This window comes from Streptomyces sp. NPDC043867 (assembly GCF_056435845.1).
Genome location: NZ_JBWKDS010000045.1, coordinates 1 through 22,554, shown reverse-complemented (window position 1 = coordinate 22,554; position 22,554 = coordinate 1). Strand labels below are relative to the sequence as shown.

General features: G+C 70.9%; 25 protein-coding genes and 1 pseudogene. 18 read left to right on the top strand and 8 right to left on the bottom strand.

What is annotated here, in order from left to right:
* Positions 1-148 precede the first annotated feature (148 nt).
* On the bottom strand, positions 149-352 hold the full coding sequence (locus AC069T_RS32330) for a cold-shock protein (RefSeq protein ID WP_003974279.1): 204 nt from the start codon (positions 350-352) through the stop codon (positions 149-151).
* 382 nt (positions 353-734) lie between these two features.
* Between AC069T_RS32330 and AC069T_RS32325 the strand changes: the two are divergent.
* A pseudogene (locus tag AC069T_RS32325) lies at positions 735-1,045 on the top strand (glutaredoxin domain-containing protein); the annotation flags it as partial.
* Positions 1,046-1,200: 155 nt separating this feature from the next.
* On the opposite strand, the gene AC069T_RS32320 reads toward AC069T_RS32325, so the two are convergent.
* The gene (locus tag AC069T_RS32320) at positions 1,201-1,638 is read right to left on the bottom strand and encodes a hypothetical protein (protein ID WP_003974483.1); all 438 of its coding nucleotides are present in this window, start codon (positions 1,636-1,638) and stop codon (positions 1,201-1,203) included.
* Between the two features lie 379 nt (positions 1,639-2,017).
* Between AC069T_RS32320 and hemL the strand changes: the two genes are divergently transcribed.
* From hemL to ccsB, 7 genes are all read left to right on the top strand, one after another.
* Entirely contained in the window at positions 2,018-3,334 is a 1,317-nt protein-coding gene (gene hemL, locus AC069T_RS32315) for a glutamate-1-semialdehyde 2,1-aminomutase (protein ID WP_388788104.1), read from the top strand.
* Complete coding sequence (locus tag AC069T_RS32310) at positions 3,331-4,032, top strand: histidine phosphatase family protein (RefSeq protein ID WP_478786124.1); 702 nt, start codon at positions 3,331-3,333, stop codon at positions 4,030-4,032. The genes hemL and AC069T_RS32310 overlap by 4 nt, the downstream gene beginning before the upstream one ends.
* A 211-nt stretch (positions 4,033-4,243) precedes the next feature.
* Entirely contained in the window at positions 4,244-5,521 is a 1,278-nt protein-coding gene (locus tag AC069T_RS32305; RefSeq protein ID WP_478786123.1) for a polysaccharide deacetylase family protein, read from the top strand.
* Positions 5,522-5,587: 66 nt separating this feature from the next.
* Positions 5,588-6,220 (top strand): TlpA family protein disulfide reductase, encoded by a 633-nt coding sequence (locus tag AC069T_RS32300; protein ID WP_478786122.1) that lies wholly within the window; start codon positions 5,588-5,590, stop codon positions 6,218-6,220.
* A gap of 6 nt (positions 6,221-6,226) precedes the next feature.
* Positions 6,227-7,003: a cytochrome c biogenesis CcdA family protein gene (locus tag AC069T_RS32295; RefSeq protein WP_476753558.1), complete on the top strand. Its 777-nt coding sequence runs from the start codon at positions 6,227-6,229 to the stop codon at positions 7,001-7,003.
* 3 nt (positions 7,004-7,006) lie between these two features.
* Positions 7,007-8,794: a cytochrome c biogenesis protein ResB gene (gene resB, locus AC069T_RS32290; RefSeq protein WP_478786121.1), complete on the top strand. Its 1,788-nt coding sequence runs from the start codon at positions 7,007-7,009 to the stop codon at positions 8,792-8,794.
* A complete protein-coding gene (gene ccsB / locus AC069T_RS32285; protein WP_478786120.1) occupies positions 8,791-9,867 on the top strand; it encodes a c-type cytochrome biogenesis protein CcsB in 1,077 nt (358 codons plus the stop codon). The genes resB and ccsB overlap by 4 nt, the downstream gene beginning before the upstream one ends.
* On the opposite strand, the gene AC069T_RS32280 is transcribed toward ccsB, so the two are convergent.
* The 4 genes from AC069T_RS32280 to AC069T_RS32265 form a co-directional block, all read right to left on the bottom strand.
* Positions 9,852-10,967 (bottom strand): hypothetical protein, encoded by a 1,116-nt coding sequence (locus tag AC069T_RS32280; protein ID WP_478786119.1) that lies wholly within the window; start codon positions 10,965-10,967, stop codon positions 9,852-9,854. The two genes, ccsB and AC069T_RS32280, sit on opposite strands and share 16 nt — an antisense overlap.
* Before the next feature lie 215 nt (positions 10,968-11,182).
* On the bottom strand, positions 11,183-11,641 hold the full coding sequence (locus AC069T_RS32275) for a nucleoside deaminase (protein WP_478786118.1): 459 nt from the start codon (positions 11,639-11,641) through the stop codon (positions 11,183-11,185).
* 31 nt (positions 11,642-11,672) lie between these two features.
* Positions 11,673-12,803: an abortive phage infection protein gene (locus AC069T_RS32270; RefSeq protein ID WP_478786117.1), complete on the bottom strand. Its 1,131-nt coding sequence runs from the start codon at positions 12,801-12,803 to the stop codon at positions 11,673-11,675.
* Positions 12,804-12,929: 126 nt separating this feature from the next.
* Positions 12,930-13,904, bottom strand: a complete 975-nt coding sequence (locus tag AC069T_RS32265; protein ID WP_478786116.1) for a quinone oxidoreductase family protein — start codon at positions 13,902-13,904, stop codon at positions 12,930-12,932.
* Between the two features lie 110 nt (positions 13,905-14,014).
* Between AC069T_RS32265 and AC069T_RS32260 the strand changes: the two genes are divergently transcribed.
* Positions 14,015-14,344, top strand: coding sequence for an ArsR/SmtB family transcription factor (locus tag AC069T_RS32260; RefSeq protein WP_478786115.1), 330 nt, complete (start codon positions 14,015-14,017; stop codon positions 14,342-14,344).
* Positions 14,345-14,395: 51 nt separating this feature from the next.
* Here the strand turns inward: AC069T_RS32260 and AC069T_RS32255 are convergent, their stop codons facing one another.
* Positions 14,396-14,788, bottom strand: a complete 393-nt coding sequence (locus AC069T_RS32255; protein ID WP_478786114.1) for a PLD nuclease N-terminal domain-containing protein — start codon at positions 14,786-14,788, stop codon at positions 14,396-14,398.
* A 201-nt stretch (positions 14,789-14,989) separates the two neighbouring features.
* On the opposite strand from AC069T_RS32255, the gene AC069T_RS32250 reads away from it, so the two are divergent.
* On the top strand, positions 14,990-16,444 hold the full coding sequence (locus AC069T_RS32250; protein ID WP_478786113.1) for a menaquinone biosynthesis decarboxylase: 1,455 nt from the start codon (positions 14,990-14,992) through the stop codon (positions 16,442-16,444).
* Positions 16,441-17,343 (top strand): menaquinone biosynthesis prenyltransferase MqnP, encoded by a 903-nt coding sequence (mqnP, locus tag AC069T_RS32245; protein WP_476753550.1) that lies wholly within the window; start codon positions 16,441-16,443, stop codon positions 17,341-17,343. The genes AC069T_RS32250 and mqnP overlap by 4 nt, the downstream gene beginning before the upstream one ends.
* Before the next feature lie 204 nt (positions 17,344-17,547).
* Here mqnP and AC069T_RS32240 read toward each other — a convergent pair whose 3' ends face one another.
* The gene (locus AC069T_RS32240; protein ID WP_478786112.1) at positions 17,548-17,670 is read right to left on the bottom strand and encodes a hypothetical protein; all 123 of its coding nucleotides are present in this window, start codon (positions 17,668-17,670) and stop codon (positions 17,548-17,550) included.
* Positions 17,671-17,755: 85 nt separating this feature from the next.
* Here AC069T_RS32240 and AC069T_RS32235 point away from each other — a divergent pair, with 85 nt between their 5' ends.
* From AC069T_RS32235 to AC069T_RS32205, 7 genes are all read left to right on the top strand, one after another.
* The gene (locus AC069T_RS32235; RefSeq protein WP_478786111.1) at positions 17,756-18,325 is read left to right on the top strand and encodes a Uma2 family endonuclease; all 570 of its coding nucleotides are present in this window, start codon (positions 17,756-17,758) and stop codon (positions 18,323-18,325) included.
* 31 nt (positions 18,326-18,356) lie between these two features.
* A complete protein-coding gene (locus AC069T_RS32230; protein WP_478786110.1) occupies positions 18,357-19,043 on the top strand; it encodes a UbiX family flavin prenyltransferase in 687 nt (228 codons plus the stop codon).
* 53 nt (positions 19,044-19,096) lie between these two features.
* Positions 19,097-19,552 (top strand): Lrp/AsnC family transcriptional regulator, encoded by a 456-nt coding sequence (locus tag AC069T_RS32225; protein ID WP_358850989.1) that lies wholly within the window; start codon positions 19,097-19,099, stop codon positions 19,550-19,552.
* 86 nt (positions 19,553-19,638) lie between these two features.
* Entirely contained in the window at positions 19,639-20,802 is a 1,164-nt protein-coding gene (gene mqnE, locus AC069T_RS32220) for an aminofutalosine synthase MqnE (RefSeq protein WP_358850988.1), read from the top strand.
* Positions 20,803-20,809: 7 nt separating this feature from the next.
* Positions 20,810-21,346 carry an N-acetyltransferase family protein gene (locus AC069T_RS32215; RefSeq protein ID WP_478786109.1) on the top strand — a complete coding sequence of 179 codons (537 nt, stop codon included), beginning with the start codon at positions 20,810-20,812 and terminating at the stop codon, positions 21,344-21,346.
* 120 nt (positions 21,347-21,466) lie between these two features.
* The gene (locus AC069T_RS32210; protein ID WP_478786108.1) at positions 21,467-21,769 is read left to right on the top strand and encodes a DUF4229 domain-containing protein; all 303 of its coding nucleotides are present in this window, start codon (positions 21,467-21,469) and stop codon (positions 21,767-21,769) included.
* A gap of 52 nt (positions 21,770-21,821) precedes the next feature.
* Complete coding sequence (locus AC069T_RS32205) at positions 21,822-22,466, top strand: TetR/AcrR family transcriptional regulator (protein ID WP_478786107.1); 645 nt, start codon at positions 21,822-21,824, stop codon at positions 22,464-22,466.
* Positions 22,467-22,554 lie beyond the last annotated feature (88 nt).

Genomic DNA, 22,554 nt, shown 5'->3' with positions numbered 1-22,554 from the left:
GGATAACAGTCCTCAAACCGTGTCGTGGAGAAGATTCCACGGCAGGAGGGAGGATTTCATGCACGGCCGCCGCGCTCCAGGAGCGAGCGGCAACGAGCCGGGGCCCGCACCCCAAGGTGCGGGCCCCAGCTGCGAAGTGAGCGTCGCGTCAGGCGAGAACGATGTTCTCGGCGGTCGGGCCCTTCTGGCCCTGCGCGATGTCGAAGTTCACCTTCTGGCCTTCCAGCAGCTCGCGGAAGCCCTGGGCGGCGATGTTCGAGTAGTGGGCGAAGACGTCAGCGCCGCCACCGTCCTGCTCGATGAAGCCGAAACCCTTTTCCGCGTTGAACCACTTCACGGTACCAGTAGCCATGTCAAATCTCCTTCGGGGCATTCCCGGAATTCGCACTGTGCGGACTCCGTGTTGTCGCGATGATTGGCCCCGTCCGGAAATGACCGGAAATACAAAAGCACTTCCCACCCGGCGCGTTCGAGCCGCCGGGGGCGCTTGAATTTTTGGGAATCACAACTTCAACTTTGACCGACAGTAGCACGTCCGCCCCCGGCATGCACGCTAAGTAATTCCCTTCAGCCGGGCGGACGTGAAATCCTCACGGCGTGTTACGGCCAATTCTTATATCGCCGGCACAGATATTGTCGGCGCGAAGAGGAGCCTTCGGGCCGAAGGCGCCGGTCACGGCTGCCGGACCCCGAGGACGTGGGGCAGCGCACAGGTCCCGGGCTCGGCTTGAACCTTCTTGGCGCTCGCCGGCGTGAACTCCCCCTGATCTTCCCGGGGTCGATCGGTGCGCTGGAGGCACAGCGCCGCAGCGCGGTCGACGGTCGGCCGGTGGTCTACTGGCGGCCGGGCTGCACGTACTGCCTGCGACTGCGCGTCCGGCTGGGCCGCAGCGCCCGCCAGTCCCACTGGGTCAACAACTGGCGCGACCCGGCAGCCGCCGCAGCGGTGAGGGCGGTCAACGACGGCAACGAGACCGTGCCGACCGTCGTCGTAGCGGGTCGGCCACACACCAACCCCGATCCTGAATGGGTGCGTGAACAGCTCCCCCTTCGGCGTGACCGAAAGTGGTGGCCAGGCCGGCTACCCGATCCGCTCGGCCTGGCGATGCGCGAATGTGTCCTGGCCGCCTGACGCCCTCCGGCGGGGACGTGAAAAGGGCGGAGTCCGAAAACCCCGCTCGCACCCCACGACGCTCCAGGTCACGGCCACACAAGGCAATAAGGCTGATGCCCCGCCTCATGCAACCGGTGGCTGAAGTCCTGCCACTCGTGCAGCAGTTGATAGACGTTGAACGCGTCGCGGGGGCCTCCGCGGTCCGGGACCGTCGACCAGATGAAGGCGGCCGCACCCACCGCTTCCTCGCCTATGCCGCGCAGCGGGTCGACGACCGTCATGGGGAGTTTGACGACGGCGTAGTCGGGGTGGAGGACGACGAGTTCCAGCGGAGGCACCTTGTGCAGGGGTACGCCCTCGATGCCGGTGAGGACCATCGCGGCCATCGTCTCCGGCTTGATCTTGGTGAACATGCCGTTCATCCCGAGCTCGTCACCGCCGAGTTCCTCGGGGCGCATCGAGATCGGGACCCGCGCTGCCGTCGCGCCGTCGGGCGCGCCGAAGTATTTGTACGTCACCCCCACCCGGCCACCATTCCCGCTCCCTGCCCTGAGCCGGTCTGCCCCACGGTCCGTGTAGTCCATACCGTCCATACGGGCCGACTGCTCGATCCGCTCAGGCTCGCCCTGTGAACCCTGTGAACCCTGTGCCTGTGCCTGCCGTGACTCGGCGGCTTCCTCCGCCTCGCGCCGGTGCCTCCCCCGCCGGGCACGCCGAGGACCGAGGTCATCGGTCCCCTCGCCCAGTCCGCCACCGCGATGCATATCTCCACCCGACTGCTTTTCTAGGCCGCGCGACCCCCGCCGCGCAACCCGATCATCGTGTCAGTGACCTCCCCCACGGCCGCTCGGCGAAACGTGGGCTGAAACACCTGTCCGCAGGATCTTCGCGGCCTCTGACACCATGGCTTGTGTGACCTATCAGTACGAAGCCCCAGTTTCGCAGACTCTTTTCGACCGTGCGGCTGCCGTGACACCGGGCGGTGTGAACTCGCCCGTGCGCGCGTTCCGCGCCGTGGGCGGTACGCCCCGTTTCATGGTGTCCGGAAGCGGTCCCTATCTGACCGACGCCGACGGGAGGGAGTACGTCGACCTCGTCTGTTCCTGGGGGCCGATGATTCTCGGGCACGCCCGTCCCGAGGTGGTCGCCGCGGTCCAGGAGGCCGTCTCGCGCGGCACCTCCTTCGGTACGCCGGGGGAGGGGGAGGTCGAGCTGGCCGAGGAGATCGTCGCGCGCGTCGAGCCGGTCGAGCAGGTGCGCCTCGTCTCCAGCGGGACCGAGGCGACGATGTCCGCCATCCGTCTGGCGCGCGGGTTCACCCGGCGCGCCAAGGTGATCAAGTTCGCCGGGTGCTACCACGGGCACGTCGACTCGCTGCTGGCCGCCGCGGGCAGCGGGCTGGCGACCTTCGCCCTGCCGGACACCCCGGGCGTCACCGGCGCGCAGGCCGGGGACACCATCGTCCTTCCGTACAACGACCTCGACGCCGTGCACGCCGCCTTCCGGGCGCACCCCGGTGAGATCGCCTGCGTCATCACGGAGGCCTCGCCCGGGAACATGGGCGTCGTGCCGCCGGGTCCCGGGTTCAACCAGGGGCTGAAGGACGCCTGCGCGCAGAACGGCGCGCTGTACATCTCCGACGAGGTCATGACCGGGTTCCGGACGAGCAGGGCCGGCTGGTACGGGGTGGACGGGGTCCGCCCCGACCTGATGACCTTCGGCAAGGTGATGGGCGGCGGGTTCCCGGCCGCCGCGTTCGGCGGGCGGGCGGACGTCATGGGCCACCTCGCTCCGGCGGGGCCGGTCTACCAGGCGGGCACGCTGTCGGGGAACCCGGTGGCGACCGCCGCCGGACTCGCGCAGCTGCGGCTGCTGGACGACGCCGCGTACGAGACGGTCGACGCGGTGTCCCTGCAGATCCGCACGCTGGTGACCGAGGCGCTCACCAAGGAGGGCGTGGCGCACCGGCTGCAGAACGCGTCCAACATGTTCTCGGTCTTCTTCACCGGGCGGGAGGTGCGGAACTACGAGGACGCGAAGACGCAGGAGTCCTTCCGGTACACCGCCTTCTTCCACTCGTTGCTCGCGCAGGGCGTCTATCTGCCGCCTTCGTCGTTCGAGTCGTGGTTCGTCTCCACGGCGCACGACGAGCGGGCGGTTCAGCGGATCGCCGACGCCCTTCCGGCGGCGGCACGGGCAGCGGCGGAGGCCACGGCATGACCGGCACGGGAGCCGAGCGGAAGAACAGTGACCTCACCGTCGTGCACGTGATGCGGCACGGTGAGGTCGAGAACCCGGAGGGGGTCCTGTACGGGCGGCTGGCCGGCTACCACCTGTCGGACCTCGGGCGGCGGATGGCCGACCGGGTCGCCGAGCACCTGTCCGCGCGGGACGTCACGCACGTCGTGGCCTCGCCGCTGGAGCGGGCGCAGGAGACCGCGACGCCCATCGCCAAGGCGCACGGGCTGGACCTGGCGACCGACGGGCGGCTGATCGAGGCGGAGAACGTCTTCCAGGGCAAGACCTTCGGGGTCGGGGACGGTGCGCTGCGCCGGCCGGAGAACTGGAAGCACCTGGTCAACCCCTTCAAGCCGTCCTGGGGTGAGCCGTACGTGGAGCAGGTCGTGCGGATGATGGGGGCGCTGGACGCCGCCAGGGACGCGGCGCGCGGGCATGAAGCGGTGTGCGTGTCCCACCAGTTGCCGATCTGGATCCTGCGGTCCTTCGTGGAGCGGCGGCGGCTGTGGCACGACCCGCGCAAGCGGCAGTGCACGCTGGCCTCGCTGACGACCTTCACCTACCGCGGCGACAGGATCGTCTCGGTGGGTTACAGCGAGCCCGCGCGGGATCTGGTGCCCGCTCATCTCCTCGCCGGGGCCAAGCCGGTGCAGGGGCAAAGCAAGGCTTTCGGAGCCTAGAAGGGGACGCCCGAGGGGCCTGGAGCCGTCCGGCCCGGCGGGGGCGTTGCGTACACACCGTCACAAAGCGTGCATCATCACATCATTCGAGGTCATCTTCGTAAAATAATATAAATATGTGCGTGTAAGGCGGAACCCCCGTCTTCGTCGCCCCCTCTCATGGGATGCCGGCTGAGAGCCGGCTGAGAGGGTGCGACGAAATGGGGACGATATGCGGGACGTCAGCCGACGCGGAATGATCGGAATGGGGGCGGGTGCCGCGGCCGCGCTGGGTCTCGGCGCCTGCGGTACCGCTCACGAAGAGGGCGGCAGCACCCCGAGCGGTTCCCGCAGCGGGGATCCCGGTGCCCCCAAGGCCCCCGCGCGTCCCCTGGGTGACGGGTCGACCGCCTTCACCGGCAAGCAGCCCAGGCAGCCCGGCCGGCCCGTGCCGCTGGAGCCCGGTGAGACGCCGCCGCAGTTCGTGATCTTCTCCTGGGACGGTGCCGGCGAGGTCGGGACCGGTCTCTTCGAGCGTTTCCTCGACCTCGCCGGGGCCCACCAGGCCCACATGACGTTCTTCCTGTCGGGGCTCTATCTGCTGCCCGAGTCGAAGAAGCGCCTCTACCTGCCGCCGAACAACGCGCCGGGCGCCTCCGACATCGGCTACCTGACCGACGAGCACATCAGGATGACGCTCAAGGGCGTCCGCCGCGCCTGGCTCGACGGCCACGAGATCGGCACGCACTTCAACGGCCACTTCTGCTCCGGCTACGGCACGGTCGCCAACTGGACGCCCGGGCAGTGGCGCAGCGAGATCCACCAGGCGAAGTCCTTCGTGAAGGAGTGGCGGACCAACACGGGCTGGACCGACCTGCCGTCACTGCCCTTCGACTACGACAAGGAGCTCGTCGGCGGCCGCACCCCCTGCCTGCTCGGCCAGAGCAACCTGCTGCCCACCGCCCGGGAGCTGGGCTGGCGCTACGACGCCTCCTCGCCCGGCGGCCGTCAGCGCTGGCCGCGCAAGACCCAGGGCGTGTGGGACCTGCCGTTGCAGGCGATCCCGTTCCCGGGGCACAGCTTCGAGGTGCTGTCGATGGACTACAACATGCTCGCCAACCAGTCGGTCAACTCGACGAAGGCGCCGTCGTACAACTATCCCGGCTGGCGCACCCAGTCCGCCGGGGCGTACATCGCGGGATTCCAGCGGGCGTACGAGACGAACCGGGCTCCCCTCTTCATCGGCAACCACTTCGAGGAGTGGAACGGCGGCATCTACATGGACGCCGTCGAGAAGGCGTTCAAGCACATCGCGCGGGAGAAGGAGAAGGGCGGTGACGTGCGGCTCGTCTCCTTCCGGCAGTTCGTCGACTGGCTGGACGTGCAGCGGCCCGAGGTGCTGGCCGGCCTGCAGTCGCTGGACGTGGGACAGAAGCCGGCCGACGGCTGGAAGGGGCTCGCCGAACGGGCCGGCAAGGGGTCTTCCGCGGGGGCCGGAAAGGCCGCCTGATATGCGGTTTTCCGCCCGCAAGGGGGGTGGGCAAGATCCCCGGAACGGACATGCGAAACTTTTCACATGAGTGCCGCCTGCCGTGTCCGTCAGCGCTTCCCCCGCGCGAACCGCGCCCGTAGCCGAGCCGCCCTGCTCACCGCCGGGGCGGCGGTCGCGGCCCTCGTCCTGACCGCGTGCGGCTCCGGGGGCACGCACGGGGGATCGGGCAACACCAACTTCGTGGCGGGGAAGAACGGCGTCGACACCGTGGCCAAGGGCGAGCGGGCCACCGTCCCCGACCTCTCCGGCAAGACCGTCGACGGCAAGCAGATCGACGTCGACGACTACCGGGGCAAGGTCGTCGTCCTGAACATCTGGGGCTCCTGGTGCGCACCCTGCCGCGCCGAGGCCGAGAACTTCGAGAAGGTCTACCAGGACACGAAGAGCCAGGGCGTGCAGTTCGTCGGCATCAACACCCGCGACCCCGGCACCGCCGCCGCCAAGGCGTTCGAGAAGGAACACGGGATCACGTACCCCAGCCTGTACGACCCGACGGGCAGGCTGATGCTGCGTTTCAAAAAGGGCACGCTGAACCCGCAGCTGATCCCGTCCACGCTCGTCGTCGACCGGGACGGAAAGGTCGCGTCCCGCACGCTCCAGGCGCTCAGCGAGGACAGGCTGCGCAAGATGCTCGCCCCGGTCCTCGCGGAGAAGTGATCCGACGTGTCCCTCCTCGCCACCACTCTCGCCGAGGCCACCGGCCGCAACGAGACCGTCTACAGCGGCGCGCTGCTGGCCGCCCTGCCGATCGCCGTGCTCGGCGGCCTCGTCTCCTTCTTCTCGCCCTGCGTGCTGCCGCTGGTGCCCGGCTACCTGTCGTACGTCACCGGGGTCAGCGGCACGGACCTGGCTGAGGCCAGACGGGGACGGATGGCCGCGGGCGCGGGCCTGTTCGTCCTCGGCTTCACGGTGGTGTTCGTCTCCGGCGGCGCGCTCTTCGGGTTCTTCGGCTCCACCCTGTACGAGCACCAGGGCACGCTGTCCAAGGTGCTCGGCGTGCTCATGGTCCTCATGGGCGTCTTCTTCCTGGGGCTGATGCCCTGGATGACCCAGCGCGAATTCCGCTTCCACCAGAGGCCGGTGGCCGGTCTGGTGGGCGCCCCACTGCTCGGCGCGCTGTTCGGGATCGGCTGGACGCCCTGCATCGGCCCGACGCTCGCCGCGGTGCAGGCTCTGGCGATCAACCAGGCGAGCGCCGGCCGGGGCGCGATACTGACCGTGGCGTACTGCCTGGGTCTCGGTATCCCCTTCGTCCTCGCCGCGGTCGCCTTCCGCAAGGCACTCGGTGCCTTCGGCTGGGTCAAGCGCCACTACGCGTGGGTGATGCGGATCGGCGGCGGCATGATGATCGTGACCGGGCTGCTCCTGCTGACCGGCGCGTGGGACAGCATCGTGCAGGAGATGCAGACCTGGTCCGACGGCTTCACGGTAGGGATCTGAGCCATGAGCACGACCGACACCGGCAAGGCCGCCGACGGCGGTGCGGACGCCGAGGGCGACCTCGGCGCGGCCGGGTCCCAGCTGTCCACCGCCCCCACGGAGACGGTGGTGCCCGGCTCCTTCGGCGGGACCCGGGCTCCCGGCGCCGCCGGATGGCTCGCCTGGACCGGCCGCGAGGTGATCGGCTGGACCCGCTGGTTCTGGCGTCAGCTGACCTCGATGCGGGTCGCCCTGATCCTGCTCTTCCTGCTGTCGCTCGGGGCGATCCCCGGCTCGCTGATCCCGCAGTCCGCGTCCGACGAGACGAAGGTCGCCGACTTCCGGCAGGCGCACGCCACGCTCGGGCCCCTCTACGAGAAGCTCGGCCTCTTCAACGTCTACAGCTCGGTGTGGTTCTCGGCGATCTACATCCTGCTGTTCGTGTCGCTGATCGGCTGCATCGTGCCGCGCACCTGGCAGTTCGTGGGGCAGCTGCGCAGCCGCCCGCCGGGCGCGCCCAGGCGGCTGACCCGGCTGCCCGCCTACACCACCTGGCGCACCGAGGCAGGGCCCGAGCAGGTCCGCGAGGCCGCGCTCACGGTGCTGAGGCAGCGCCGCTTCCGGGCGCACGTCGCCGGGGACGCCGTCGCCGCCGAGAAGGGCTATCTGCGCGAGACCGGCAACCTGCTCTTCCACATCGCGCTGATCGTGATGCTGGTCGCCTTCGCCTGCGGCCAGCTCTTCAAGTCCGAGGGCAACAAGCTGGTCGTCGAGGGCGACGGCTTCGCCAACACGCTCCTGCAGTACGACGACTTCAAGTCCGGCAGCCTCTTCGACAACGACGACCTGACGCCGTTCAGCTTCGACCTGAAGAAGTTCACCGGCACGTACGAGCGGACCGGGCCCAACAAGGGCACCCCCCGCACCTACCAGGCGGACCTCACCTACCGCGAGGGCGCCTACGGCAAGGAGAAGCGGACCACCGTCAAGGTCAACGAGCCGCTGGAGATCGGCGACTCGAAGGTCTACCTGGTCAGTCACGGCTACGCCCCGGTGGTCACCGTCCGGGACGGCCGGGGCGAGGTCGTCTTCCACCAGGCCGTGCCGCTGCTGCCGCTCGACTCCAACGTGACCTCGCAGGGCGCGGTCAAGGTCATGGACGGCTACCGGAACGCGCGGGGCGTCAGGGAGCAGCTCGGCTTCTCCGCCTTCTTCGTCCCGACGTTCGCCGGTGCGGGCAAGGGCACGATGTTCTCCCAGTTCCCGGCGCTCGACTACCCGGTGCTCGCGCTGTCCGGCTACCACGGCAGCCTGGGCGTCGACTCGGGCGTCCCGCAGAACGTGTACCAGCTCGACACCTCGAAGCTGAAGCAGTTCAAGGACGCCGAGGGCCAGATCCTCAAGAAGCGGCTACGGCCCGGCGAGACCATGAAGCTCCCGGACGGAGCCGGTTCCATCACCTTCGACAAGGAGATCAAGGAGTGGGCCGGCTTCCAGGTCACCCAGCAGCCCGGCAGTGACTGGGCGCTGGCCGGTGCCGTCACCGCGATCCTCGGCCTCGCCGGCTCCCTGTTCATCCAGCGCCGCCGCGTCTGGGTGCGCGCCACCACCGGGGCGGACGGGGCGACCGTCGTCGAGATGGCCGGCCTCGGCCGCAGCGAGTCCGCGAAGCTCCCCGAGGAACTCGGCGACCTGGCGGCGCTCGTGCACGACCGGGCGCCGAGCGCCCCCGGCCCCGCCACCCCCGGGCCCGATCCGGACACCTCCGAACCTCACGCCGTATCTGCCGCCGAAGGGGCTGAGAAGCAGTGACTCTCGCCGCCGCAACGAACGAGAACCTCGCCAGTGTCAGCAACACGCTGATCTACTCCGCGATGGCCGTCTACACCCTGGCCTTCTTCGCCCACATCGCCGAATGGCTCTTCGGCAGCCGCAGCAAGGTCGGCCGCACGGCCGCCGCGCTGACGCAGAAGAGCGGCGCGCAGGCGCCCGCGGTCACCGTGCAGTCGGCCGGCGGCACCGCCGTCCTGGACCGGCCCCAGGTCGTCGTCCGCTCGGCGGCCGGTGCCCGGGACGTCCCGGACGGCCCCGGCGCGCACGGCGGCGACGAGCAGGGCGACCTGTACGGCCGGATCGCCGTGTCCCTCACCGTGCTCGCCTTCGCCGTCGAGGCGGCGGGTGTGCTCGCCCGCGCGCTCTCCGTGGAGCGGGCGCCGTGGGGCAACATGTACGAGTTCAACATCACCTTCTCCACCGTCGCCGTCGGGGTGTACCTGGCGCTGCTGGCGCTGAAGAAGAACGTCCGCTGGCTGGGCCTCCCGCTGGTCACGACGGTCCTGCTCGACCTCGGGCTCGCCGTCACCGTCCTGTACACCGCGAGCGACCAGCTGGTCCCCGCGCTCCACTCGTACTGGCTGTACATCCACGTCTCCACCGCGATCTTCTGCGGCGCGGTCTTCTACGTGGGCGCGGTCGGCACCCTGCTGTACCTCTTCAAGGACTCGTACGAGGACAAGCTGGCGAACGGCGGGCAGCCCGGCCGCTTCGCGACCTCCGTGCTGGAGCGGCTGCCCGCGGCGGCCTCGCTCGACAAGTTCTCCTACCGGGTCAACGCCGCGGTGTTCCCGCTGTGGACGTTCACGATCATCGCGGGCGCGATCTGGGCGGGCGACGCGTGGGGCCGCTACTGGGGCTGGGACCCCAAGGAGACCTGGTCGTTCATCACCTGGGTCGCGTACGCCTGCTACCTGCACGCCCGGGCAACGGCCGGGTGGAAGGGCCGCAAGGCCGCGTACATCGCGCTGATCGCCTTCGCCTGCTGGCTGTTCAACTACTACGGGGTCAACATCTTTGTCACCGGCAAGCACTCCTACGCCGGGGTCTGACCCCCGGGCGTCCGGTCGCCGGCGCCGTCCCCGTCGCCGGGTGACGGCGGCGGCAGGGAGACCAGCAGGGCGCGGGAGGACGGGGAGGTGTCCGGCGTCCAGCCGCTGTGCCGGGCGACCTCCGGGAGCGTCCGGCGGACGGCGCCTCGCAGCGCGGGGTGCGCGGAGCCGCGCAGGGCGGCGAAGAAGGCGGTGCGGTCGGCGATGCCGTCGGCGCGGTCGCGCAGCACCGCCTCCATGAGCCGGCGGCCCGGCGGCTCCTGCACGTTGTCGATCAGGACGAGGGGCCGGCCGATCCGACGCGTGCCCCGGAGCGGTCCGGCGTACGCGTCGTCGAGGTCGGCCAGCAGGGCCCGTACGAGGTGGCGCTCGGCGTGGGTGCGGGAGTCGCCGCCCGCCCGGAAGCGGCCGGAGAGCAGGATCAGCCCGAGCCGGGGGCTGCCGCCCGCGTCCGGATGGTCGCGGTACCAGGTCGCGCCCTTGCGCAGGCGCAGACGGGTGGGGGAGACCCCCTCCGAGAAGGCCTCCAGGGTCGCCTCGATGACCGGTTCCACGACCGGGCCGGTGCCGGGCATGGAGGCGGTCAGCCGGGCGACGACCCTGCCGACCCAGCGGCCGGCGAGCCGGGAGGCGGAGTCGTTCAGCAGCAGGATCCGCTCGGCCTCCCGCCGGACGCGCGTCACGTCGCGGTCGCTCCAGCCGCCCGCCGCGACGGCGAGGAGCCCGGTCGCCAGGCGCGGGAAGATGATCCGTCCCGCGCCCGTCACCGGCTCCGCGAGCTGCTCGGCGACGGTGGTGAGGGCGTCCGCGACCGGCGACCAGGACGCGGGCGGCCGCTGCGGCGGCGGCTCGCCGGACCGCCGTTCCGCGCCGTCGACCAGCGCGACCGGCGTGTGGCCCCGGTAGCAGTCCCGCAGTTCGTCCAGGACCGCGCTCCTGCCGATCCCCCGGCCGCCCGCCAGTACCACGAACGGGAGTTCGCGCGGATGTTCCAGCGGTGACGAGCGGTGCTGGTACGGGCGCAGTCCGACCAGGCGTGGAGCGAGCCCGGGCGGCTCCGTGCCGAACAGCGCGGCCCCTCCGTGCAGCCCTGTGCGCACCGCGTCTCCCCCCGTTGCGGCACCGGCCCCACCGGTCCCGCCGCTGTCCCTGTCATGGCTGAGGTGAGGTGTATCAGCAGCGGGGCGGAAAGAGGGGAGTTGCTTCGGAGTCGGGCGCGCGATGTCCGTCGGACGACGCAACGCTTTTGCCGGCCGGCCGGAAATGACCGGGTACGGCCGCTCCCTGGGGGCGTGCGGGGGAGCCGGTCCGGCGCTCAGGCACCGATGTCCTCGTGCCACAGGGCCGGGTTGCTCCGGACGAAGCCGCGCATCAGGGCGACGCACTCGGGGTCGTCGAGGAGGACGATCCGCACGCCGTGCTCCGCGAGCCAGTCGTGGCCGCCGTGGAAGGTCTCCGCCTCTCCGACGACGACGCGGGAGATCCCGAACTGGCGCACCAGCCCGCTGCAGTACCAGCACGGCGACAGGGTCGTCACCATCGTCGTGCCGCGGTACGACCGCTGCCGCCCGGCGGCGCGGAAGGCCGCCGTCTCCGCGTGCAGCGACGGGTCGCCGTCCTGCACGCGCCGGTTGCGGCCGCGGCCGAGGAGGGTGCCGTCCGCGCCGTACAGCGCCGCCCCGACGGGGATGCCGCCCTCGGCGAGCCCGGCGCGGGCCTCCGCGACCGCGGTGGCGAGCCACGCCCGGGCCTGTGCCTGATCGATGCGCTCCATGCGCCCACTCTCCCCCGCGGGGAGAGAGGTGTCAGCGGAGCCGCGCCCTTCCGTACTCGCGGGCCAGGGCGTGGAAGGCCTCCTTCGGCTCCCAGTGCCGGCCGGAGGCCGGGTCGCCGGGGCGGTCCTCGATCGTCTTCACGATGCTGTAGCTCGCCATGTCCATGTCCAGGTGCGGCGAGCGTCGGTGCGGGGCGTCGGGGGTGACGAAGGTGTACGCGTGCGCCGCGTACAGGTTCATCGACTCGAACACCCGGAGCACGTCCGTCAGATACGCCGCCTGGGTGCGCTCGCTGCGCACCAGGCCGCCCTCGATCTCCGGGGGTTCCTTCGTCCGGTCGACGACGTCCCAGCCCATGCCGCCCCGCTCCGGAGCGCCCTCGAAGGTGCAGCAGCCGAACTCCATGACGGCGAGCGGCTTGCCGAACCGGGTGTACCCGGCGAGCTCCCGTACGTGGTCGCGGCGGCGCCGGAAGAAGCTGTAGTAGTCGATGCCGGCGATGTCGAAGAGGTCCCAGTCGACGTCCTCGTCCTGGGCGGCGGCGTAGGTCAGCCGCCCGTGGAAGACGGACCGGCCGACGGCCGCGGCCCGCGCGGTGAAGCGGCGCAGCCTGCGTGCCGTACGCACGGGGTCGAAGTTGCCGCTGAGCAGGTTCTCGACGCGCTCCAGGACGGTCGCGCCGGGCACGATGCCGGGCACGAACAGGACGAACTCGCAGCCGACGCTCAGGTGCACGTCGGCGCCCTGGCGCCGCAGTTGTTCGGCGAACCGGCCGGTCTCCGCCAGCCGGTCGAGGATCTCCCGCTGCGGCACGTCGGCCGGCGTGGGCTCCAGCCAGACGTGCAGCCCGCGTTCGGCCGCCTCGGCGGCGGTGGCGGTGAGCCGCTCGACGCCGTCTCCGGTGACCTTGACGGAATCGGCGTGCAGGTCGTGCCGGACGGCCCGGATGTCCCGGCGCATCCGCGCCGCGCTCCAGGCGGTGCCGGGCGTCTCGCCCTCCCCGACCTCGTACACCACTCCCCGGTACCTCAGCCCCGGCGGGCCCCCGTCCGCGGGCGGCCGCGTGGCCGCCGCTCCGGCCGCCGGACCGGCGGGCAGTGCCACCGCGGCGCAGGCCCCCGCCGCCATTCCCAGAAACCGTGCCCGACCGATGTCCCGCATCGCGCCTCCCCGTGTAGTCGTGGCCCCAGTCTGGGGAACGGCCCCCCTTCCGGGCGTCCGCCGATGGTCTACGGACGTCCGACGAAGGGCTGAACACGGAACTGCTTACGGCGCGGGGGCGCGGTCTCAGCCGCTCACCCGCAGCAGCAGCTTGCCCGTGCTGGTCCGGGTGCCCATCAGCCGGTGGGCCTGCGCCGCCTCCTCCAGGCCGAACTCCGCCGTCACCGGCAGGGTGACCGACCCGTCCGCCACCGTGCGGAAGGCCCGCCCGGCGAGGGCGCGCAGCTCGGCCGGAGCCGTGCGGGCGAGGGTGAGGACGGAGAACCCGGAGACGGACAGGCCGAGGGGGTACAGCTCGGGCTGCCCCAGCCGCCACGGCTCGGCGGAGCTCGCGTTGCCGAAGGAGACCAGGCGTCCGAAGGGGGCGAGGGAGGCCAGCGAGGCGCGCAGGGTGTCGCCGCCCACCGGGTCGAGGGCCAGGTCGACGCCGCGTCCGCCGGTCGCCTCCCGCACCTCCTTCTCGAAGGGGCCGACCAAGACCTCGTCGTAGCCGTGCTCGCGGGCGTACGCGGCCTTGGCGGCGCCCGACACCACCCCGTACACCGCCCCGGCCCCCGCCGCCCGCGCCAACTGGCCCAGCACGGTGCCCACTCCGCCCGCCGCGCCCTGCACGAGGAGCGTCTCGCCGGGCTGGAGCCGGCCGACCGAGTGGATCAGGGCGTACGCGGTCGGCAGCACGGTGGGCAGGGTGGCGGCGGTGCGCAGTCCGACGCCGTCCGGGACCGGGAAGACGGTCACGGCGTCGGTCACGGCGACCTCGGCGTACGCGCCGCCGTCCGTCAGCGCCGTGACCTCCTGACCGGCCCGCAGCCCCTCGACGCCCGCGCCCACGGCCCGGACCCGTCCGGAGACCTCGAGCCCGGGGACGAAGGGAAGCTCCGGCACCCGGTAACCCTCGGCGCGCGCCTTGAGGTCCGCGAAGTTCACGCCGGCGTACGCGACGTCGATGCTCACCTGTCCCGGTCCCGGCTCGGGCACCGGTGTCTCCACCGTCCTCAGCACCTCGGGACCGCCGTACTCCTGGAACCGGACCGCACGCATGACACACCCCTGGTGAGCGCTCGACTGTTCGACGAAGGGCGAACACTCCGAAGTGTATGGTTCTCATCGAACACCCGGCAAGGGGGCACGGCCCCGGAAGGCGGACGGACATGACGGAGCGCACCGGTCACCGGGCCGCCCCGGAGCACACCCACCCGGACGACGTCCCCGTCCAGAGCGCCCTCGCGGCCCTCGCCGACCCCGTGCGCCTGCGGCTGGTCCGCGAACTGGCCGGCTCCGCCGAGTGGTCCCGCAGCTGCGGCAGCTTCGACGTGCCGGTCGGCAAGGCGGCCCTCAGCCATCACTTCACGGTCCTGCGCGCCGCGGGTCTGGTCGAGCAGCGCGACGCGGGCGCCAAGCGCGTCAACCGCCTGCGCCGCGCCGAGTTCGACGCCCGCTTCCCGGGACTTCTCGCGCTCGTCCTGCGCGACGATTCCTGACCCGGCGCCCACGCGGCGCAAGCGAGCGGCAGGGTCACCGCCCGCGGGGCGTCACTCCCTGGCGTCCCCGTCCCGCTCGCGCCGCCGCAGCTCCTCCTCGCGGCGTCGCAGGTCGGCCTCCCAGTCCTTGAGGAGTGCCTCGTCCTGCTTCCCGCCGGCCTTCAGGGAGTCGAGGAACTCGGGGTCGTCGTCGGGCGCGAGCTGCCGGGTGCGGTGGTCGCCGTGCCACCGGGAGGGGGTGGGGCCGTTCGCGGGGACGTGACGCACCTTGCCGGCCACGAGCCAGGCGACCGGGCCGACCAGTACCTCGCCGAAGAGCAGGATGATGATGACCCAGACGACCTTCGGCAGCCCGCGGACCTCTTCCTCCGGTGTGTTCAGGCAGTCGACGAACGCGTAGATCCACAGCGCCAGAACCAACAGGAACGGCAGATACCTCAGCATGGCCGGACGATCCCCCACTGAACGGCGGCGGGGCGACGCGGGGCCCCGGTGACGGCCACAGGGTAGCGGGTGCGCAGGCCCGCCCCGGCGCGCTGCCCCGGGCCCGAGCGGGCGGGCTGCCCCGGGCCCGAGCGGGCGGGCCCGCCCGCGGCGGGTGGGGCGCGCGCGGGGAGCGCAGGGGCCTCGGCGATACTGGGACGCATGGCTTACGACGATCTTCGCTCCCTGCTCCGGGCGCTGGAGCGCGAGGGCGACCTCAAGCGCATCAAGGCCGAGGTCGACCCGTATCTGGAGGTCGGGGAGATCGTCGACCGGGTCCAGAAGGCCCAGGGCCCGGCACTCCTCTTCGAGAACGTGCGCGGCTCCGCGATGCCGCTCGCGATGAACGTCTTCGGCACCGACCGCCGCCTCCTCAAGGCCCTCGGCCTGAAGTCGTACGCCGACATCAGCGACAAGATCGGCGGACTGCTGAGGCCCGAGCTCCCGCACGGCTTCGTCGGGGTGCGCGAGGCGTTCGGCAAGCTCGGCGCGATGACCCACGTACCGCCGAAGAAGGTGAAGGACGCCCCCGTCCAGGAGGTCGTCCTGCGCGGCGACGACGTCGACCTCGACGCGCTGCCCGCCCTCTTCACCTGGCCGCAGGACGGCGGCTCGTTCTTCAACCTCGGGCTCACCCACACCAAGGACCCCGAGAGCGGCATCCGCAACCTCGGGCTCTACCGCCTCCAGCGCCACAACAGGCGCACCATCGGCATGCACTGGCAGATCCACAAGGACAGCCGCAACCACTACCAGGTGGCGGCCCGGCGCGGCGAGCGCCTGCCGGTCGCGATCGCGTTCGGCTGCCCGCCCGCCGTGACGTACGCCTCGACCGCCCCGCTGCCCGGTGACATCGACGAGTACCTGTTCGCCGGGTTCGTGCAGGGCAAGCGGATCGAGATGGTCGACTGCAAGACGGTGCCGCTCCAGGTGCCGGCGCAGGCCGAGGTCGTGCTCGAAGGATGGCTGGAGCCCGGGGAGATGCTCCCCGAGGGCCCGTTCGGCGACCACACCGGGTTCTACACCCCGCAGGAGCCCTTCCCGGCGCTGACGATCGACTGCGTCACCATGCGCAGAAGGCCGCTGCTCCAGTCGATCGTGGTCGGCCGGCCGCCGACCGAGGACGGGCCGCTCGGCCGGGCCACGGAGCGCTTCTTCCTGCCGCTCCTCAAGATCATCGTCCCGGACATCGTGGACTACCACCTCCCCGAGGCGGGCGGCTTCCACAACTGCGCGATCGTCTCGATCGACAAGAAGTACCCGAAGCACGCCCAGAAGGTGATGCACGCCGTCTGGGGCGCCCACATGATGTCCCTCACCAAACTGATCGTGATCGTCGACTCCGACTGCGACGTCCACGATCTGCACGAGGTCGCCTGGCGCGCCCTCGGCAACACGGACTACGCCCGTGACCTCACCGTCGTCGAGGGACCGGTCGACCACCTCGACCACGCCTCGTACCAGCAGTTCTGGGGCGGCAAGGCGGGCATCGACGCGACGCGGAAATGGCCCGAGGAGGGCTACACCCGGGACGGCGGCTGGCCCGAGATGGTGCTGTCCGACCCGGAGACGGCGGCGAAGGTCGACCGCCGCTGGAAGGAGTACGGACTCTCGTGAGCAGCGCATCAGCGGCGCTCCCGCAGCCGGGGCGCACCAAGGCGTTCCTGCGCCTCGTCATGATCGAGCACTCCGTCTTCGCCCTGCCCTTCGCCTACATCGCGGCGCTGACGGCGATGTACGGCCTGGACGAGAACATCCACTGGGTGCGGCTGCTGCTCGTCACCGTCGCGATGGTCGGGCTGCGGACGTTCGCCATGGCCGCGAACCGGATCATCGACCGCGAGATCGACGCCCGCAACCCCCGCACCGCCCACCGCGAACTGGTCACCGGCGCCATGTCGGTGAAGCACGCCTGGACCGGCGCGCTGGTCGCCCTCGTCCTCTTCCTTGGCGCTGCGGCGCTGCTCAACCCGCTGTGCCTGGCGCTCGCCCCCGTCGCGGTCGTCCCGATGGTGGTCTATCCGTACGGCAAGCGGTTCACGAACTTCCCGCAGGCCATCCTCGGTGTCGCCCAGGCGATGGGCCCGATCGGCGGCTGGCTGGCCGTCACCGGCGAGTGGTCCTGGGACGCGGTGATCCTGGGCCTGGCCGTCGGCGTCTGGATCGGCGGCTTCGACCTGATCTACGCCTGCCAGGACGTCGAGACGGACCGCGAGGTGGGCGTGAAGTCGGTGCCGGCCCGCTTCGGCATCCCGGCCGCGATCCGGGGAGCCCGGGCCTGTCACGCCGTCACCACCGCCCTCTTCGTCTGGTACGGGGCGGCCACCGGCGCCGGTGTCTTCTTCTGGCTCGGCCTGGTGATCGTGGCGGGCGCGTTCCTCTACGAGCACTCCATCGTGCGCCCGCACGACCTGTCCCGGCTCGACCGCGCGTTCTTCCAAGTCAACGGCTTCATCGGCATCGCGCTGTTCGTCTGCGCCCTGCTGGACCTGCTGATGCGCGGGCTCACGGTCTAGGGCCTGTCGTTTGGATCATGCTGGCGTCGCGGGGTCTGGCACGCACATCTGCGGCGTTGTCGTCGGTCGCCGACGCTCCGCGTCGACTCCCTCCTCCGCCTTGCAGCTGCACGCGCCAGACCCCGCTCGGGTCGGTCAGGACGAACCGTCGGTCACAGCCAGCCTGATCCAAACGACAGGCCCTAGCCGGCGGCCCGCGCCACCTCAGCCCGCGTTGACGTCGTCGGCGCGGGCCTTCCTGATGAGGGCGGGGGCGCCGGGGGAGACGAAGGAGCCCATGCCGATCTCGGTATGGACGAGCCCTTCCTTCTTCAGGCCTACGTTCACGGTGCCCTGGTCTCAGGGCACCGTGAACTCTCCGGGTCGCTACCCTGCGGCCTACCATCGAGAGCAGGACCCCTGGGAGGCCACCGTGACGGTTTCGGACCTTGACCGCCTGCACTCACAGCTCAGCAAGCTGGAGGACATGTTCCCCGGCTACCTGACGGAAATTGTCGAGGGCAGCATCGTGATGAACCCGGTCAAGCCGTTCCACGGAAAGACCATCCAGCGGTTGTGGTCGGACCTGGAGGGGCAGCTGCCCTCCGGGTGGGCCGTCGTCAGCGACGTGGCGTTCCTGTTCGACGACGACAACGAGTTCTGCCCCGACCTCGCCGTCATCCCGGTCGAGGCGGAGGACGAGAACCTGAGTGCCTACCCCGCCGACCTGATCGAGTTCGTCGTCGAGGTGGTCTCGCCGAGCAGCGTCCGCCGTGACCACGAGGTCAAACCCCGGCAGTACGCCTCCCGAGGCATCGCCAACTATCTCGTCGTCGACCCGCTCGAAGGCCACTGCGTGACGATGTGGAACCCGGGCCCCGACGGCTATCGCGGTCGTGACGTCGTCCCGTACGGCGCCGATCTGACCGTCGACTCGCCCCTGGGCAAGCTGACGCTGCGCACGGACCGGCTGCCCGTGGACCCGAAGGGCCGCCGGTCCTGAGTCCATACCGCGACGCCGGTAGGCTCGGGGTGTGAACGCAGGAGAAACACAGCGGCGGCCTTGGATCGTGGGGGTGTCCGGCGCGTCCGGAACCCCGTACGCGGCGGCCGTGCTGCGCGCCCTCCTGGACGCCGGGGAGAGCGTCGACCTGGTCGTCAGCCGGGCCTCCCGCCTCACCCTGCTCGACGAGACCGGGATCAGCTTCCGGGACGCGCACTGGCGGGACGACCTGCGGTCCTGGCTGGCGCGGGGCGCCGACGGCAAGCCCGGCACCTTCGACGCCTTCGAGGACCGCCTCGACGCCGTGCGGCACTGGAGCGCCGGTGACCTGGCGGCGGGACCGTCCTCCGGCTCGTACGCCTCGAAGGGCATGATCATCGTGCCGGCGTCCACCGCCTGCGTCGCCGGAGTCGCCCTCGGCCTCTCCAAGGACCTGCTCCAGCGGGCGGCGAGCGTGACCCTCAAGGAGGGGCGCAGGCTGGTGGTCGCCGTCCGCGAGACCCCGCTGAACGGGCAGACACTGCGGCATCTCGTCACGCTGGACGACGCGGGCGCGGCCGTGGTCCCCGCCTCACCGGCGTTCTACGCGGGCGCCACGCACATCCAGGACCTGGTGGACTTCGTCGCCGGACGGGTCCTCGACGCGGCGGGCGTCGAGCACGGGCTCTACCGCCGCTGGGAGGGCGAACTCGGCGGCGGTTCCCGCTCCACCACCTGAGCACAGCACGTCATCAACTTTCAGGATCTCTTCAGCGGAAGGCTACCGATCGCATGGACGCGGTGGACAGACAGCTCATCCAGGCCCTGCGGGAGAACGGCCGGGCCTCCTACGCGGAGCTGGGACGCCTCGTCGGACTGTCGGGACCCAGCGTCACCGACCGCATCAACCGGCTGGAGGCCGCCGGTGTCATCACCGGCTACCGCGCGACGGTCGACTCCGCCTCGCTCGGCCTCGGCGTCACCGCCCTGATCGGCATCTCGCTCTCCGACGCCGCCGACCACGAGGACGTGGCGCGCCGGCTCAAGGACCTCACGGAGATCGAGGACTGCTGGTTCATCGCCGGCGACGACTCGTTCATGCTCAAGGTGCGCTCCAGCGACGTGGACGGTCTGGAGAAGACCATCCGCCGGCTGTCCGGCACCAGGGGCGTCTCCCGGACCCGCACGACCATCGTGCTCTCCACGAAGTGGGAGAACCGCGTCGGTGAGCTGCCCGAGGAGGAGTAGGGCGCGAAGCGCCTGACGGGGGCCGCTCGCCCGCGAAGTGCGGGGGAGTACCGTGGACACGGTTTGTCACAGGGAGAGGTGCACGTATGGATGTCGGGCTCAAGCGCGAGCTGGAGGACAAGGTCCGGGCCGGTGAGCGGCTGACCCGCGAGGACGGCATCGCGCTGTACGAGTCGGACGACCTGGCCTGGCTCGGCGGCCTCGCGCACGAGGTGCGGACGCGGAAGAACGGCGACGTCGTCCACTTCAACGTCAACCGCCACCTGAACATGACGAACGTGTGCACCGCCTCCTGCGCGTACTGCTCGTTCCAGCGCAAGCCGGGCGAGAAGGACGCGTACACGATGCGCATCGAGGAGGCCGTCCGTCTCGCCACGGCGATGCGGGGCGAGAACCTCACCGAGCTGCACATCGTCAACGGCCTGCACCCGAACCTGCCGTGGCGCTACTACCCGCGCTCCCTGAGCGAGCTGAAGAAGGCCCTCCCGGAGGTCTCCCTGAAGGCCTTCACGGCGACGGAGATCCACCACTTCGAGACCATCTCCGGGCTGTCGGCCTCCGAGATCCTCGACGAGCTGATCGACGCCGGTCTCGAGTCGCTGACCGGCGGCGGCGCCGAGATCTTCGACTGGGAGGTCCGCCAGCACATCGTGGACCACCGCACCCACTGGGAGGACTGGTCGCGCATCCACCGCCTCGCGCACGAGAAGGGTCTCAAGACCCCGTGCACGATGCTGTACGGCCACATCGAGGAGCCGCGCCACCGCGTGGACCACGTGCTGCGCCTGCGTGAACTCCAGGACGAGACCGGCGGCTTCCAGGTCTTCATCCCGCTGCGCTACCAGCACGACTTCGTGGACGTGAAGGACGGCAAGGTCCGCAACCGGCTCCAGGCGCGCACGCAGATGGCGACCGGCGCCGAGGCCCTCAAGACCTTCGCGGTCTCCCGGCTCCTCTTCGACAACGTGCCGCACGTGAAGGTGTTCTGGGTCATGCACGGTGTGCAGACCGCCCAGCTCGCCCTCCAGCACGGTGCCGACGACATGGACGGCTCGGTCGTCGAGTACAAGATCACGCACGACGCGGACAACTACGGCACGCCGAACAAGCTGACCCGCGAGGACCTGCTCGACCTGATCCGCGACGCCGGCTTCCGCCCGGTCGAGCGCAACACGCGCTACGAGATCATCCGCGAGTACGACGGTCCCGACCCGGCGCGCCGCGAGTCCCCCCAGCCGATGCGGGTCTGACCCTGCGATGGCGCTGACCTTCCGCCTGGACCCGCCCGTGGGCCCGGAGCTCCGTGACGGCGTGCTCGCGCTGTGGACGGACGTCTCCAACGCGGGCGGCTCCGTGGGCTTCGTACCGCCCGTGACGGCCGAGGACATCCGGCCCGAGTGGCTCAAGCACCTCGCCGCGATGACCGAGCGTCGCACCCGCCTCCTCGTCGGCCACGACGAGGACGGCGCCGTCGCCGCCACCGCCTTCCTCGCCCTCAACACGCACCGGCTGATGAGGCACTGGCTGTGGCTCTACACGGTGATGGTGCATCCCCGCCACCAGGGCAGGGGGTACGGCCGCGATCTGCTGGCCGCCGCCGAGGAGGCCGCCGCGTCCCTCCCCGGGATCGAGGCGATCCGGCTCACCTGCCGCGGCGGCGAGGGCCTGGAGCACTTCTACGCCTCCTGCGGCTACAAGGAGGTCGGGCGGGTGCCCGGCGCGATCCGGGTCGCGCCGGGCGACGACCGGGACGACATCACGATGCTGCTGCCGCTGGCCCTCACCGGGAACTGAACCCCCGGCGAAAGATCCGCTTTCGGCCGTGCTTCACTGGAGAACGCCCTTTGGGAACTTCCCCGCTCTCTCGGCTCCGCCGAGCTGGGGGAGCCCCACGGAACGGAAGAGTGGATTGAGATGCTCCGCTACACACTGATGCGCCTTGGAATCTTCGCGGGCTGCTTCGTGGTCGTCTGGGGCCTCGTCTACTCCGGCATCGCACCGCGCGGCCTCGGCGACTCCAACTACATGTGGGTCGTCCTGCTCGCCCTGGTGATCTCCGCGCCCATCAGCTTCGTCGTGCTCCGCGGTGAGCGCGACCGCGCCTCGGCGCAGGTCGTGGCCCGGGTCGACCGCGCCAAGGCCAACCTGGAGCGCAACCGCAACCAGGAGGACGTCGTCGACGACGCCGCCCGGGGCGCGCAGGGCCAGACTTCCTGACGTTCCGTTCCGCGTCACCCGGCCGTGCGCGGCCGATCGTACGCTTGCCCGTATGGGTGCTGTGAAGAACAAGCGGATGCCGCGTGCGGTGCGGGAGCGGCAGATGCTCGACGCCGCCGTACGGACCTTCGGTCAGCGGGGGTACCGGGCCGCGTCGATGGACGAGATCGCCGATCTGGCCGGCGTGTCCAAGCCGCTGGTCTACCTGTACCTGAACTCCAAGGAAGACCTGTTCACGGCGTGCATCCGGCGTGAGGCCAAGGCGTTGACCGCGGCGGTGCGCGCGGGGGTGCGGCCGGGGCTGGCCGCCGACCGTCAACTCTGGGAAGGGCTGCGGGCGTTCTTCACGCACACCGCGCAGAACCCCGACGGCTGGTCCGTGCTGCACCGGCAGGCCCGTACCCACGGGGAGCCGTTCGCCGCCGAGGTCACCGCGATGCGGGAGGAACTCGTCGCGTTCGTCACCCAGTTGATCGTCATCGCCGCGCGGGAGGCGCACCGGGATCCCTCGCTCGCCGAGCGCGAGGTCGCAGGGCTCGCGGAAGCCCTCGTCGGTGCCGCCGAGTCGCTCGCGGCCTGGGCCAACGCCACGCCGGGCGTCTCCGCCAAGCAGGCGGCGGCGACCCTCATGAACTTCGCCTGGGCGGGCCTCGGCGAGCTCATGGAGGGGCGGCCCTGGTCGCCGCCCGAGCCCTAGGTGTATTGATCACGAGCGTTGTTGACACTCGCCGGTGCTTGATCATGGCGAAGACCTCCGGTGTGGTGGAGCTGTCTAGGACTGCACC

Excerpts from the sequence above, each read along its gene's own strand:
- AC069T_RS32330 (WP_003974279.1), bottom strand. The coding sequence starts at position 352 with ATGGCTACTGGTACCGTGAAGTGGTTCAACGCGGAAAAGGGTTTCGGC.
- hemL (WP_388788104.1), top strand. The coding sequence starts at position 2,018 with ATGGCTTGTGTGACCTATCAGTACGAAGCCCCAGTTTCGCAGACTCTT.
- AC069T_RS32310 (WP_478786124.1), top strand. The coding sequence starts at position 3,331 with ATGACCGGCACGGGAGCCGAGCGGAAGAACAGTGACCTCACCGTCGTG.
- AC069T_RS32305 (WP_478786123.1), top strand. The coding sequence starts at position 4,244 with ATGCGGGACGTCAGCCGACGCGGAATGATCGGAATGGGGGCGGGTGCC.
- AC069T_RS32300 (WP_478786122.1), top strand. The coding sequence starts at position 5,588 with ATGAGTGCCGCCTGCCGTGTCCGTCAGCGCTTCCCCCGCGCGAACCGC.
- resB (WP_478786121.1), top strand. The coding sequence starts at position 7,007 with ATGAGCACGACCGACACCGGCAAGGCCGCCGACGGCGGTGCGGACGCC.
- AC069T_RS32275 (WP_478786118.1), bottom strand. The coding sequence starts at position 11,641 with ATGGAGCGCATCGATCAGGCACAGGCCCGGGCGTGGCTCGCCACCGCG.
- AC069T_RS32270 (WP_478786117.1), bottom strand. The coding sequence starts at position 12,803 with ATGCGGGACATCGGTCGGGCACGGTTTCTGGGAATGGCGGCGGGGGCC.
- AC069T_RS32265 (WP_478786116.1), bottom strand. The coding sequence starts at position 13,904 with ATGCGTGCGGTCCGGTTCCAGGAGTACGGCGGTCCCGAGGTGCTGAGG.
- AC069T_RS32260 (WP_478786115.1), top strand. The coding sequence starts at position 14,015 with ATGACGGAGCGCACCGGTCACCGGGCCGCCCCGGAGCACACCCACCCG.
- AC069T_RS32255 (WP_478786114.1), bottom strand. The coding sequence starts at position 14,788 with ATGCTGAGGTATCTGCCGTTCCTGTTGGTTCTGGCGCTGTGGATCTAC.
- AC069T_RS32250 (WP_478786113.1), top strand. The coding sequence starts at position 14,990 with ATGGCTTACGACGATCTTCGCTCCCTGCTCCGGGCGCTGGAGCGCGAG.
- AC069T_RS32225 (WP_358850989.1), top strand. The coding sequence starts at position 19,097 with ATGGACGCGGTGGACAGACAGCTCATCCAGGCCCTGCGGGAGAACGGC.
- mqnE (WP_358850988.1), top strand. The coding sequence starts at position 19,639 with ATGGATGTCGGGCTCAAGCGCGAGCTGGAGGACAAGGTCCGGGCCGGT.
- AC069T_RS32215 (WP_478786109.1), top strand. The coding sequence starts at position 20,810 with ATGGCGCTGACCTTCCGCCTGGACCCGCCCGTGGGCCCGGAGCTCCGT.
- AC069T_RS32210 (WP_478786108.1), top strand. The coding sequence starts at position 21,467 with ATGCTCCGCTACACACTGATGCGCCTTGGAATCTTCGCGGGCTGCTTC.
- AC069T_RS32205 (WP_478786107.1), top strand. The coding sequence starts at position 21,822 with ATGGGTGCTGTGAAGAACAAGCGGATGCCGCGTGCGGTGCGGGAGCGG.